11 protein-coding genes and 1 pseudogene are annotated in these 12,055 nt (G+C 69.6%); 3 read left to right on the top strand and 9 right to left on the bottom strand.

Annotated features, from left to right (window positions below; translation table 11 throughout):
• Positions 1–87: 87 nt before the first annotated feature.
• The 5 genes from prcA to IEZ09_RS45045 all read right to left on the bottom strand — a co-directional run bounded on the left by prcA (position 88) and on the right by IEZ09_RS45045 (position 6,044).
• On the bottom strand, positions 88–855 hold the full coding sequence (gene prcA, locus IEZ09_RS45065) for a proteasome subunit alpha (protein ID WP_189260001.1): 768 nt from the start codon (positions 853–855) through the stop codon (positions 88–90).
• Between the two features lie 34 nt (positions 856–889).
• Positions 890–1,738 carry a proteasome subunit beta gene (gene prcB, locus IEZ09_RS45060; protein WP_189260000.1) on the bottom strand — a complete coding sequence of 283 codons (849 nt, stop codon included), beginning with the start codon at positions 1,736–1,738 and terminating at the stop codon, positions 890–892.
• A gap of 49 nt (positions 1,739–1,787) precedes the next feature.
• Positions 1,788–1,997: a ubiquitin-like protein Pup gene (locus IEZ09_RS45055; RefSeq protein ID WP_189259999.1), complete on the bottom strand. Its 210-nt coding sequence runs from the start codon at positions 1,995–1,997 to the stop codon at positions 1,788–1,790.
• A gap of 79 nt (positions 1,998–2,076) precedes the next feature.
• Entirely contained in the window at positions 2,077–3,570 is a 1,494-nt protein-coding gene (gene dop, locus IEZ09_RS45050; RefSeq protein ID WP_189259998.1) for a depupylase/deamidase Dop, read from the bottom strand.
• A gap of 74 nt (positions 3,571–3,644) precedes the next feature.
• Positions 3,645–6,044 (bottom strand): FtsX-like permease family protein, encoded by a 2,400-nt coding sequence (locus IEZ09_RS45045; protein WP_189259997.1) that lies wholly within the window; start codon positions 6,042–6,044, stop codon positions 3,645–3,647.
• Between the two features lie 106 nt (positions 6,045–6,150).
• On the opposite strand from IEZ09_RS45045, the gene IEZ09_RS45040 reads away from it, so the two are divergent.
• The gene (locus IEZ09_RS45040; RefSeq protein ID WP_189259996.1) at positions 6,151–6,648 is read left to right on the top strand and encodes an NUDIX hydrolase; all 498 of its coding nucleotides are present in this window, start codon (positions 6,151–6,153) and stop codon (positions 6,646–6,648) included.
• Here the strand turns inward: IEZ09_RS45040 and IEZ09_RS45035 are convergent.
• From IEZ09_RS45035 to IEZ09_RS45020, 4 genes and pseudogenes are all read right to left on the bottom strand, one after another.
• Positions 6,635–7,513, bottom strand: coding sequence for an aldo/keto reductase (locus IEZ09_RS45035; RefSeq protein ID WP_189259995.1), 879 nt, complete (start codon positions 7,511–7,513; stop codon positions 6,635–6,637). The genes IEZ09_RS45040 and IEZ09_RS45035 overlap by 14 nt on opposite strands.
• A 61-nt stretch (positions 7,514–7,574) precedes the next feature.
• On the bottom strand, positions 7,575–8,624 hold the full coding sequence (locus IEZ09_RS45030; RefSeq protein ID WP_189259994.1) for a glycoside hydrolase family 5 protein: 1,050 nt from the start codon (positions 8,622–8,624) through the stop codon (positions 7,575–7,577).
• 97 nt (positions 8,625–8,721) lie between these two features.
• Positions 8,722–9,477, bottom strand: coding sequence for an ABC transporter permease (locus tag IEZ09_RS45025; protein WP_189259993.1), 756 nt, complete (start codon positions 9,475–9,477; stop codon positions 8,722–8,724).
• 56 nt (positions 9,478–9,533) lie between these two features.
• Positions 9,534–10,175 (bottom strand): annotated as a pseudogene (locus tag IEZ09_RS45020) (ABC transporter ATP-binding protein); the annotation flags it as partial.
• Positions 10,176–10,286: 111 nt separating this feature from the next.
• Between IEZ09_RS45020 and IEZ09_RS45015 the strand changes: the two are divergent.
• Together IEZ09_RS45015 and IEZ09_RS45010 are read left to right on the top strand one after the other, a co-directional pair.
• The gene (locus IEZ09_RS45015; RefSeq protein ID WP_189259991.1) at positions 10,287–11,354 is read left to right on the top strand and encodes a sensor histidine kinase; all 1,068 of its coding nucleotides are present in this window, start codon (positions 10,287–10,289) and stop codon (positions 11,352–11,354) included.
• Positions 11,351–11,977 carry a response regulator gene (locus IEZ09_RS45010; RefSeq protein ID WP_189259990.1) on the top strand — a complete coding sequence of 209 codons (627 nt, stop codon included), beginning with the start codon at positions 11,351–11,353 and terminating at the stop codon, positions 11,975–11,977. Before IEZ09_RS45015 ends, IEZ09_RS45010 begins: the two co-directional genes overlap by 4 nt.
• Positions 11,978–12,055 lie beyond the last annotated feature (78 nt).

The raw sequence follows: 12,055 nt of genomic DNA, 5'->3' as shown, positions 1-12,055 counted from the left end.
AAGCTCCTGGCCCAAGCCAGTTGATCAGTTGTGTTGCGACGACCCCTAGAACTCGCCACCCCGAGGGCCAGTCGCAAACCCAGAACGCTACTTCGACTCGTCCTCCGAGCCAGGAAGCTGAACATCCTCCACAGGCTTCCCACCCTTGGTAGGCGAAGGCAGCAGAGCATCCAAAGCCGCCCCCGCAATCCGCCGGAACGCCCGCCGAGGCCGAGACCTCTCCAACACGGCGATCTCCAGCTTGTTCGCGGGAAGCAGCTCGGGCCCACCGTTCCCAGTGGACGGCGACCCGGCGGACAACGCCTTCACCGCAACAGGAACCGCCTCGGCCAACGACAGGCCGTCGGCGAAGGAGTCCTTCAGCGCGGTGTTGGCGGCGTCCACGGTGCCACCCATCACGATGTACTGCGGTTCCTCCACGACGGACCCGTCGTACGTCAACCGGTACAGCGTGTCCGAATCGGACGTCTCCCCGACCTCGGCCACGCAGATCTCGACCTCGAACGGCTTGATCTGCTCGGTGAAGTAGGTGCCGAGCGTGGTCGCGTAGACGTTCGCGAGAGACCGGCACGTCACGTCGCGCGGGTCGTTCTGGTAGCCGCGGAGGTCGGCGAACCGGACGCCCGCCTGGCGGAGGTTCTCGAACTCGCTGTAGCGGCCGACGGCGGCGAAGCCGATGCGGTCGTAGATCTCGGCGACCTTGTGCAGCGTGCTGGAGGGGTTCTCCGCGACGAACAGAATGCCGTCCGCGTACTTCAGCACGATGACGCTGCGACCCCTGGCGATGCCCTTGCGGGCGTACTCGGAGCGGTCGCGCATCACCTGCTCTGCCGATGCGTACAGCGGCATCGTCATGGGTGGTGCTCCTGACGTCGAACCTGATGGGGACTCAGCCTGATGGGCGCGAGCGGCGGCCTTCGACGACCGCGTCGGCCACCGCGGCGACCTGGGACTCCGGGACCTCGACGGCACCGTCGGCGCCGTTGATGGTGACCACGACCGGGTAGAGCTTGCGGACCGGGTCCGGGCCGCCCGTCGCCGAGTCGTCGTCCGCCGCGTCGTACAGCGCCTCGACGACCACGCGGATCGCGGCGTCGACGTCCGCGTCCGGGTCGTAGAGCTTCTTCAGCGCCGACTTGGCGAACAGGGAGCCGGAGCCGACGGCCTGGTAGCCGTGCGACTCCTCGTAGCGGCCGCCGGTGACGTCGTAGGACACGATGCGGCCCGCGTGGTCCGGGTCGGCTGCCGAGGTGTCGTAGCCGGCGAAGAGGGGCACCACGGCGAGGCCGGCCATGGCCGCGTCGAGGTTGCCCCTGATCATCGCCGAGAGGCGGTTCGCCTTGCCGTCGAGCGACAGCGGAACGCCCTCGATCTTCTCGTAGTGCCGCAGCTCGACCGCGTACAGCCGGACGATCTCGATCGCGATGCCCGCCGTGCCCGCGATGCCGACGGCCGAGTGGTCGTCGGTCACGAAGACCTTCTTCATGTCGCGCTGGGCGATGACGTTGCCCATCGTCGCCCGCCGGTCACCGGCGATCACGACGCCACCCTTGTACGTGACCGCGACGATCGTCGTCCCGTGAGGAGCCTGGATCGTCCCCTCCGGGAGCTTCCGGGCGGAAGGCAGCATGTCCGGTGCCTGCGCCCGCAAGAAGTCCGTGAACGACGACGAGCCCGGCGTCAGGTACGACGAGGGCAGCGCCGCGGCCGGGTAACGCCCGGTCGAGCTGTTGTCCATGTGTTGGTTGTTCTCCCGTCCCCGAAATGGTCAACAGGCCGCCAGGGGCCTACTGACCACCCTTCTGCACGTATGCGCGGACGAAGTCCTCCGCGTTCTCCTCGAGCACGTCGTCGATCTCGTCGAGGATCGCGTCCACGTCCTCGCCGAGCTTCTCGCGGCGTTCCTGACCCGCCTTCGCGGCGCCATCATCCTCCGGACCGCTCTCGTACCCGCTGTCATAGCCGTCGTCCTGCTGATGCTTCTGTTCCTGGGACATCTCGGCCTCCCGCTCACTCGCCTGACAAGAACACTACCCAGCGGCACCGACAAAAATCCTGAGCCACTCGGGTAGACGATCACCCGCGAGTCAGTGCGTCCACCAGCTGCTCGGCGGTGTCAGACGCTTCCAACAACGCTCCGACGTGCGCTTTTGTGCCTCGAAGCGGCTCCAGGGTCGGGATCCGCACGAGCGATTCACGACCGAGATCAAAGATCACGGAGTCCCAGGATGCGGCCGCGACCGAGGTCGGGTAGCGCTCCAGGCACCGGCCGCGGAAGTACGCACGCGTGTCCTCGGGCGGGGTGGTGATGGCCGCGCGCACCTCCTCCTCGCTGACCAGGCGCTTCATCGAGCCGCGCGCGACCAGGCGGTTGTAGAGGCCCTTGTCCAGGCGGACGTCGGAGTACTGCAGGTCGACCAGGTTGAGCCGCGCGGAGCCCCACGCGAGGCCGTCGCGCTGCCGGTAGCCCTCGAGCAGCCGCAGCTTGGCGACCCAGTCGAGCCGGTCGGCGCACTCGGAGGGGTCGCGGGCGAGCGCGTCGAGCACCTCGCCCCAGACCCGCAGGACGTCGCGGTCGCCGATGCCCTCCTTCTCGACGAAGGCCGACGCCCGCTCGTGGTAGGCGAACTGCACGTCGAGGCCGGTGAACTTGCGGCCGCCGGTCAGCTCGACCTTGGTCTTGAGCGTCGGGTCGTGGCTGATCTGGTGCACCGCGCGGACCGGGTCGACCATGCGCAGGTCGTCGAACCGCATCCCGGCCTCGATCATGTCGAGCACCAGGGACGTGGTGCCGAGCTTGAGGTAGGTCGAGTACTCGGCGAGGTTCGCGTCGCCGATGATGACGTGCAGGCGGCGGTACTTGTCCGCGTCCGCGTGCGGCTCGTCGCGCGTGTTGATGATGCCGCGCTTGAGCGTCGTCTCCAGGCCGACCTCGACCTCGATGTAGTCGGAGCGCTGCGAGAGCTGGTAGCCGGCTTCCTCGCCGGACGGGCCGATGCCCACGCGGCCGGAACCGGTGACGACCTGGCGCGACACGAAGAACGGCGTCAGGCCGGCGATCACCGCGGTGAACGGCGTCGACCGCTGCATCAGGTAGTTCTCGTGCGTGCCGTACGACGCGCCCTTGCCGTCGACGTTGTTCTTGTACAGCTGCAGCCGCGGCTGACCGGGCACGGTGGCGGCCTTCATCGCGGCCTCCTCCATCACCCGCTCCCCCGCCTTATCCCAGATCACCGCGTCCCGCGCGTTGGTGACCTCGGGCGCGGAGTACTCGGGGTGCGCGTGGTCGACGTAGAGCCGGGCACCGTTGGTGAGGATGACGTTGGCCGCGCCGAGGTCCTCGACGTCGGAGTCGGCGGGGTGACCGCCGGGGCTGCCCAGGTCGAACCCGCGCGCGTCGCGCAGCGGCGACTCCACCTCGTAGTCCCACCTGGCCCGCCGGGCGCGCGGTATGTCCGCCGCCGCCGCGTACGCGAGCACCACCTGTGTCGAAGTGAGCACCGGGTTCGCGGTCGCGTCGCCCGGCACCGCGATGCCGTACTCGACCTCGGTTCCCATGATCCGCCGCATGCGCAACACCTTATGACCCTGACCCCCGACGACAGCGTGAGGGGAGCTTCGCGTTGAAGCTCCCCTCACCCTATTCACCCGGAGGCCAGTCCGGCTGCCGGACGAATGCGGGACGCGCCGCGCGAAGGCCCGAAAGCGGCGGCCACGGCGAGCACGACGACCGCCGCCGCGCCGATGACCAGCGGCAACACCACGCGCAGTCCTGGCAGTGACATGTCGATCCCAGTGGCCAGGATGGCGATTTCCGCGTAACCGAACCCGAGCACGCCACCGCCGATGACGCCGACCAGGGCCAGCATGATCGCTTCAGCGATGACCCCGCCCTGCAGCCCGCCCCGAGTGACGCCCAAGGCGCGCCTGAGCGCGAGCTCCTTGCGGCGTTCCTGGACCGAGATCGTCAGCGCGGTGCCGATGCCCGTCACGGCGACCGCCACGGAGAGCCCGAGCAGCACCATCATCAGCACGGTGCCGAGGTGCATGTACCTGTCGGTCTGCGCGCGCTCGTCCGCGTCGGTCTGCACGATGACCGTCGGGTTGTTCGGCAGCGCGGCCTGCAGGTTCGCCCGGTACCGCGCCGCGTCCGCGCCCGGTTTCAACGCGACCAGCACCTTCTCCGCCGGTCCCGACGTCAGGCCGCCGATGACGGGCGTGTAGCCGGTGATGCTGCCGGGCACGGTGCCGACGACCTTGTACTGCTTGCCGTCGGCCTCCACGAACGGCCGGTCCTCCCAGTGCGGCGGCACGATCGCGGTACCGGAGGTGAGCTGCTCGGCCCCGGACACGTTCTGCGCCTTCAGCCACGCCTTGAACTGCTCGGGATCGACACCGGCCGGCCCGTCCTCGCCGGTCTTGTGCAGCACGACGCTCGCGGCCACCTCCGGCTGCGCCGGGATCGGGGGCAACGACCGGCCTCCCGCGTCCACGACGGTCGCGTCCGGGCGTTCCTCGTTGGCGTACGCGGACGCCATGTCCTGCGCGCCACCCAGCACGACCAGGAAGAACGTCACCATCGAGCTGGCCAGCAGCAACGGCAGCGCCACCGACGCCGACCGCTGCGGCATCCTGCGCACCTCGGCGCCCGCGAGCTTCCACTGGGTTCCGCCGATCTTGCCGAACAGCCGCGCGATGAACGGCACGGTGACCGGCCCGAGGATCCAGAACAGCCCGGTCACGGCGGCGATCGCGGAGAACGTGACCGCGAGCGGCGCGGCGGCCGTGCCCTTGGCCGCGACGGCGAGCATCGCGAGCAACCCCGCGCCCCCGGTGAACAGCACGCCGAACACCAGTCGCAGCCGGCGGACCGACCGCGGCGGCACCTCGTTCTCGGCGTCCCGCAACGCGGCCAGGGGCGATACGCGCGCGGCGTTGATCGCGGGCCGGACAGCGGCCATCACGCTCAACAGCGCGGCGACGACGACTCCGAGGATCACGTACCCGAGCGACGGCAACAGGTCCGGGCTGAGCTCCACCGCGCCGAACAGCACCGAGATGCCGGTGACGTCGAACGTCCTGGCCAGCAGCCACGCCATCGGCCCGCCGAGCAGCGCACCGCCGACACCGGCCAGCGCACCGGTCACCAGCGCCTCGAACAGGCTCCTGCGCACCAACGGCCCGCGCTGGGCACCGATGCACCGCAGCAACGCCGTCTGGCGCTGACGTTGCGCGTAGACCGCCCGGAACGTGGCCGCCGCGACGAACACCGCGGTGGCCAGCGCGAGCACGCTGAACGGCAGCAGGAGGAAGGTCAGGTCGTTGCCGATCTTGTCGGCGTCCGGGCTCGGGTCCCACACGACGTAGGAAGCCCCGGCGGCGCTCGCGACGGCGGAACGGGCGCCGCCGATCACCCACACCGCCGTGGTGTCCGGCCGCGGGTCGAGCTTGCGGGCGAGATCGGGACCGGCGACCAGGATCGGCCGCGAGTCCATCCCGCCCTTCTTCATGACACCGCTGACGGTGACCTCGAACGGCCTGCCGTCCGCGGCGGCGAGCTTGATCTTGTCGCCGGGCTTGAGACCGCGCTCGTACGCGGTGACCTTGTCGACGGCGACCTCGTTGTCTGCGGCGGGCTGCCTGCCCTCCGCGAGCGGCCAGCGCACCAGGTCCGGTTGCTGGACCTGGACCTCGGCCCGGTGCTCCCCCGCCCTGCCGTTGCCGTCCAGCAGGTCCGCGTGGGCCTGCTGCACCGGCACCGCCCTGCCGACCCCGGAGAGCCTGGCGAGCAACGCGTCGTCGAGCTTCGGACGGTTCGCCGCGGCGGTGTCGCTGTCGTAGGACTGGGGCTTCACGTCCACCACGTGCCCCACTGCGGACGGTGTGAGGGGCGCGCCCTCGTCGACCGACCTGGTGAGCGCGTCGCTCAGCACCAGGGCGGCCAGCAGGCAGGCCACGCCGACGACGAGCGCGACGCCGGGCAGCAACGCGCGGCCCGGCCGGGCGCGGAACTCGGCGACGCCGAGCCGCAGGGAAGTGGACACGAATCCTCCTCGGTGACGTCTGACGGTCACGAAGGTAGGAAGGGAGACGATCAGCGGGCGTCGGACTGGGGTAGCAAGCTCGCGTACGACCACAGGAGGACACGGGATGATCAACCTGTACGACGAGGCCGGCGCCGTGATCGGCACGGTATCGCGGGAACGCATGCGTGCCGAGAACCTGTGGCACGGCTGCGCGACCATCATCGTGCGGTCGGTCGACGGCTCGCGTGTCTACGTGCACCGCCGCACCGACACCAAGGACATCTTTCCCGGCCTCTACGACTGCACCGCGGGCGGCGTGATCGACGCGGGTGAGAACCCGGACGAGGCCGCCGCGCGCGAGCTTCGCGAGGAGCTGGGAGTCGAGGTCGCGCTGAAGAAGCTGTTCGCCTCCCAGTACGTCGACGACCGCACGCGCTACCACGTGTGGGTCTACGAGGCGCGCACCGACGGCCCGTTCACCCACCAGCCGGAAGAGGTGGCGTGGGGCGGGTGGATGGACCTCGACGAGCTGCGGGTGAGGATCGACGACCCGGACTGGCCGCTCGTGCCGGACGGACGGGCCATCGGGCGGGAGTGGCTGCGCCAGGTCAGTTCCAGCTGAGCCCGGCGCGCGTCTTCCAGTACTGCTCGGCGGGTTCGGCCAGGTCCGGCAGGTCCACCTCGATCCGCAGGGCGTCCACATTGGACATCAGCTGCTCCGGGCTCGCCGCGCCGGACAGCACGACGTCCACCCACGGCTGCCGCGCGATCGCCGCCAGCGCGACCGCGTCCGGCCCGACACCCAGCGCTTTCGCCTGTGCCGCAACCGCTTGCGGCGGGTCGACGACGAGCCTGCCGTTGGCCACGCCCTCCTTGATGATCACGCGCAACCCGGCGTCGTGCGCCTCGGCCAGCGCCTCGCCCGCCGAGGTCTCCAGAACGTTCCAAGTGGACTGGACGGAGGAGAAGATGCCGAGGCCGAGCGCCTTGCGGATGGCGTCGGACTGCCGCGGGCCGGACGTGGAGAAGCCCAGCGACACCCCGATCGCGACCATCGCGTCCTGCAGTGCGCGATCGGAGAACAACGGGCTGTCCGCGGTCAGCGAGTGGACCTGGTAGAGGTCGACTCGCGGCAGCAGGGCTTGAGTTTCCTGCCACTGCTGGGTGAACCGGGCGAGCGAGTGCTCCTTGACCTCGTGCACCTCGGCGTCGGGCCGCCAGTCCGCGGTGTAGGCGTAGCCCCACTTGCTGGAGATCGTCACGTCGTCGTGGCCCGGCAGCCACGACGACAGGAAGTCCTCCGACAGCCCGTACGAACGAGCCGCGTCCACCCACCTGATGCCCAGCTCGTACGCCGTGTCGAGGACGCGGTGGCACTGCGCGCGCATGGACTCGATGTCGCGCACGGCAGGTAGCGCGCCCTCACGGCCCAGGTTGATGTAGGCGGGACGACCGAGCGAGGCGAGACCGAGCGCGAGTTGTGCCATGCGCACAACCGTAAACGGCGGCCCCGCAGGACCGCCGCTCACGTGACCCGCCGGGGTCGGCCTACCGGTTCGCCCTGATGTGGTTGCGCACCCACTTGCCGGCTTCCTTCAGCGGACCCTCGCCGGCGAAGCTGTTGCCGGAACAGGTACCGCCCTTGAACACCGCGCCCGAACGCTTGTCGTCGGAGAAGTTCCAGTTCGTCCAGGAGATCTTCGCGGAGTTCATGAACGTGATGAACTTGTTCGCCATGGTGAAGTCGTTGGGACCGTCACCGGACGCCTCCTGCGAGCCGAACTCGGTGACGAAGACCGGCACCTGGCTCGAGACCGTCTTCAGGGCGTTGAGGTAGCTGTCCCTGTGGTCCTTGGCGTAGAAGTGGAACGTGTACATCAGGTTCGAGGCGTTGACCTTGTTGCGGCTCACCTCGTTGATGTCCTTGCCGTCGGACAAGCCGAACGTCGACCAGCCGTGCGTGCCCACGAGCACGAGGCTGTCCGGGTCCTCCGCGCGGATGGTCGGGATGACCGCCTCCGCGTAGGACTTCACCTTCGCCCACGAGACGCCGTTCGGCTCGTTTGCGATGTCGTAGATGATGTTCGTCTTGTTCTTGTGCCGCTGCGCGATCTCCTTGAAGAACGTCTTGGCGCGCGAGGTGTTGTAGTTCGGGTCGCCCGGCGAGAGCTGGTGCCAGTCGACCAGCGCGTACATGCCGCGCTTGGTGGCTTCCTCGATGTAGCCGTGCACCATGTCGGTGAACTTGCGGGGGTTGGTCTCGTAACCACCCTCCTGGATGTACATCGAGATGCGCAGGACGTCGGCCTTCCAGTCGTTCGCGAGCGCGTCGAGGGACGCGGTCTTGATGCACTGGGAGTACCACTGGATGCCGTGCGTGCTCATGCCGCGCAACTGGATCTGCTGGCCCGCCTGGTTGCACAGCTTCACGCCGCAGACCTTCAGCTGGCCGTTGACCGCCGCGGGCGAACCTGCCGGAAGCGCGGCCGCGGAGACGTCACCCGCGGGTGCGGCGGCGACCGAACTGCCCGCCATCACACCGGTCAGCGGGAGCACGGCTGCCGCGGCGAGCGCCACCACAGACTTCTGCCAAGCCATTCAGCGTCTCCTCTCGGACTGCTGGCGGCGGATTAGATAGGTAAGTTTCCTTACCGATTAAAGGTATAGATGACCTTAGGGCTGCCCCAAGAGCGAGTCAAGCGTCTCGTCGCAGAAGAGTCACTGTTCCGGCACCGAGAGTCACCAGTGCGTAAACGACCAAACAGGCCACGGCGGCCGGCGGGCTCAGCGGCGCGTTCTCCACGACGCCGGCCACCTCGTAGACCAGGTACGGGACCATCACGCCCGAGACGTCGGTATTCCAGGGCTCCGGCAGCATCGGCGTGACCGCGGGCAGGCCCCACAGCAGGACACCGACCACGACGACCGCGACCGCCGTGGACCGCAGCGCCAGCCCCAGCCCGAGCCCGATCAGACCGGTCACCAGGATCGACAGCACCGCCGCGCCTGCCCACGGGAGAACGTCGGTGACGCTGTCCCACGGCGCGACGGGAGGCGGCCGGTCCCCCATGATCAGCCGGCTCGAGCCGATGCTCAGCGCGAGCGCGACCCCGCCGATCACCACGGCCGTGGTGGCGACGAGCGCGCTTTTGGCCGCCAGCAAGCGTTTCCGGTCCGGCACCGCGGTCAGCGCGGTGAGCCTCGGGTCGGAGGTGGCGACGAGCGCACCGAGCGCGGCGACGCAGAACTGCACGACGGGGTTGATCACCACGCTGGCGTCGGCGGAGGCGAACCTGGCCTGTTCGGCGGCAGGGGACGTGTCGTAGTCCTGAACCAGCAGCCACGAAATCGTCGCACCGAACACGACCATCAGTCCGATGGCGGCGATCAGGCCGTACGGGGCGCGGACCGTCCGGAGTTTCAGCCACTCGGCGGCGAATGCGTTCTTCACAGTCCCCTCCCCGAGGTGAGGTCGAGGTAGGCGTCCTCCAGGGATCCGTTCCGCGTCAACGTCTCCATCGGCGTCTCCTGGACCAGCTGTCCTCTTGCGACGATCACGACGTGGTCCGCGGTGAGCGCCATCTCGCTCATCAGATGGCTGGAGACGAAAACCGTCCTGCCTTCCCTCGCGAGGCCGCGCATGAGGTCGCGAATCCACCGGACGCCTTCGGGGTCCAGGCCGTTGACGGGTTCGTCGAACATCAGCACCCCGGGATCGCCGAGCAGTGCCGCGGCGACGCCGAGCCGTTGCTTCATGCCGAGCGACAGGGCCCTGATCCGCTTGTGCCGCACGCCTCCCAGGCCGACCTGCTCCAGCAGGTCCTCGGCACGCCGGCGGCCGATCCCGTTGCTCGCGGCGAGCCACCGCAGGTGGTCGAGCGCCCTGCGGCCGTGGTGCACGGCCGCGGGGTCGAGCAGCACGCCGACGTGCCTCAGGGGCCGGTCGAGGTCCTGGTAGCGCTTGCCGTCGACGAGCGCCTCGCCTCCGGTGGGCCGGTCCAGCCCCACGATCATCCGCATGGTCGTGGACTTGCCGGCGCCGTTGGGCCCCAGGAAGCCCGTGACCAGTCCGGGGTGGACGGTGAACGACAGGTCGTCGACCGCTGTCGTGTCCCCGTATCTCTTCGTCAGGTTCCGCACCTCGATCATGTGGAGGAGAGTCGGGTGTTCCACGGCGCGGCGGATCGGACCTCGGGCCGAACTCGACTATCGGACCGTGGTCCGAGGCGTCGCGGTCGCCTGCTCGTTACCGTCGTGGTCGTGATCGCAAGACTGCACCTCTACCTGGTCGACGCGGCGGCCGCGCTGGTGATCGCGGTGCTCGTGGCGTACGCGATGCTGGAGCAGCGGGACCAGCCGTGGTGGCTCGTCCTGCCGTCCACGGCCCTGGTCGCGCTGCCCGTCGCGGTCCGCCGGTGGTGGCCCGTGCCCGCTCTGGCGGTCACCACGGCCGCCACCGTGGCCACCGTGATCGGCCAGGTGCTGCCGGTCCAGGCGCTCGGCGCCCCGGTCGCAGCCGTGTGCTTCGCGCTCTACACCGTGGCCGTCGAACGCTCCCGCACGTGGTCGCTCACCGGTCTCGTCGTCGCGGTGGTCGCGGTCGCCGGCGTCGGAGGCGGCGAACCGGAGAACCTGCTGGCCGTGGGAGCCTCGCTCAGCGCCGTGTGGGTCATCGGCTACACCACCCGGCTGCGGCGGTCGTTCCTGGCGCGGGAAAGCGACCAGCGGGCCGAACAGGCGCTGGCCGGCGAACGCCTGCGCATCGCCCGCGAGCTGCACGACGTGGTGGCGCACAACCTGTCCCTCATCGCCGTGCAGGCGGCCAACGCCGCACACGTGCGCTCACCCGAACACGCCTACGAGGCCCTGGAAGTGATCTCGTCGACGAGCCGCGCGGCGCTGACCGAGATGCGCGGCCTGCTCGGCGTCCTGCGCTCCGACGCCGACCTGGCGCCGTCGCCGGGGCTGGACGGCCTGGCGGAGCTGGCCGACCGGGCGTCACTGGCGGGCGTGCGCGTCTCGCTGGACGTGCGCGGCGACACCGCCGTGCCGGAAGGGGTCGGGCTGTCGGCGTACCGGATCGTGCAGGAAGCGCTGACGAACGTCGTGAAGCACGCGGCACCCGCGGCCTGCACGGTGCTGGTGGAGGTCACGCCGTCGGCCGTGCGCGTCGAAGTCGACGACGACGGACCGGGAGTGCGGGAGCTGGGTGCGGGACACGGGCTGATCGGCATGCGCGAACGCGTGGCGGTGTACGACGGCACGTTCAGCGCGGGCCCCTCCGCGTCCGGGGGTTTCCGGGTCGAGGCGGAGCTGCCGATCCGATGACCCGCGTGCTGATCGCCGACGACCAGGCCCTGCTGCGCGGCAGCTTCCGCCTGCTCATCGACAACGAACCGGACCTGACCGTCGTCGGCGAGGCCGGCACCGGCGCCGAGGCCGTGTCGCTCGCTTCTTCCCTGCAGCCGGACGTCGTGCTGATGGACATCCGGATGCCCGAGATGGACGGCATCGAGGCCACCCAACGGCTTTCCGGCCCGCGCGTGCTGGTGCTGACGACGTTCGACCTGGACGAGTACGTCTTCGGCGCGTTGCGGGCAGGGGCCTCAGGTTTTCTGCTGAAGGACACGCCACCCGCCGAGCTGCTGGCCGCGATCAGGGTGGTGGCGGCCGGCGAGTCGCTGCTGTCGCCGTCGGTCACGCGGCGGCTGATCTCCGAGTTCGTGCGGCAGCCCTCCTCCCCCGCGGTCACCGGGCTGGAACGGCTGACCGAGCGGGAGAAGGAGGTGCTGCTGCTGATCGCGCGCGGGCTGTCCAACGCGGAGATCATGGCGGCGCTGCACGTCAGCACGGGCACGGTGAAGACGCACATCGGGAACCTGCTGGCCAAGCTGCACGCCCGTGACCGCGCCCAGCTGGTGATCGCGGCCTACGAGTCCGGCCTGGTCTGAACGATGAAGGGCTCTTTCATCCACCTGGTGTTTTAACCGGGGGTGAGTTCGTTGGGACGGGTCGCCGCGTCAGCGGCG

The sequence above is a fragment of the Lentzea flava genome, from assembly GCF_014648475.1.
Classification (GTDB): Bacteria; Actinomycetota; Actinomycetes; order Mycobacteriales; family Pseudonocardiaceae; genus Lentzea; species Lentzea flava.
Note: the sequence above shows the minus strand (reverse complement) of the source record. Positions and strands in the feature narration are given on the sequence as shown.

What these genes read in the sequence shown, in the direction of transcription:
- prcA (WP_189260001.1), bottom strand. Translation starts at nt 855, where the DNA reads ATGACGATGCCGCTGTACGCATCGGCAGAGCAGGTGATGCGCGACCGC.
- prcB (WP_189260000.1), bottom strand. Translation starts at nt 1,738, where the DNA reads ATGGACAACAGCTCGACCGGGCGTTACCCGGCCGCGGCGCTGCCCTCG.
- IEZ09_RS45055 (WP_189259999.1), bottom strand. Translation starts at nt 1,997, where the DNA reads ATGTCCCAGGAACAGAAGCATCAGCAGGACGACGGCTATGACAGCGGG.
- dop (WP_189259998.1), bottom strand. Translation starts at nt 3,570, where the DNA reads ATGCGGCGGATCATGGGAACCGAGGTCGAGTACGGCATCGCGGTGCCG.
- IEZ09_RS45040 (WP_189259996.1), top strand. Translation starts at nt 6,151, where the DNA reads ATGATCAACCTGTACGACGAGGCCGGCGCCGTGATCGGCACGGTATCG.
- IEZ09_RS45035 (WP_189259995.1), bottom strand. Translation starts at nt 7,513, where the DNA reads ATGGCACAACTCGCGCTCGGTCTCGCCTCGCTCGGTCGTCCCGCCTAC.
- IEZ09_RS45030 (WP_189259994.1), bottom strand. Translation starts at nt 8,624, where the DNA reads ATGGCTTGGCAGAAGTCTGTGGTGGCGCTCGCCGCGGCAGCCGTGCTC.
- IEZ09_RS45010 (WP_189259990.1), top strand. Translation starts at nt 11,351, where the DNA reads ATGACCCGCGTGCTGATCGCCGACGACCAGGCCCTGCTGCGCGGCAGC.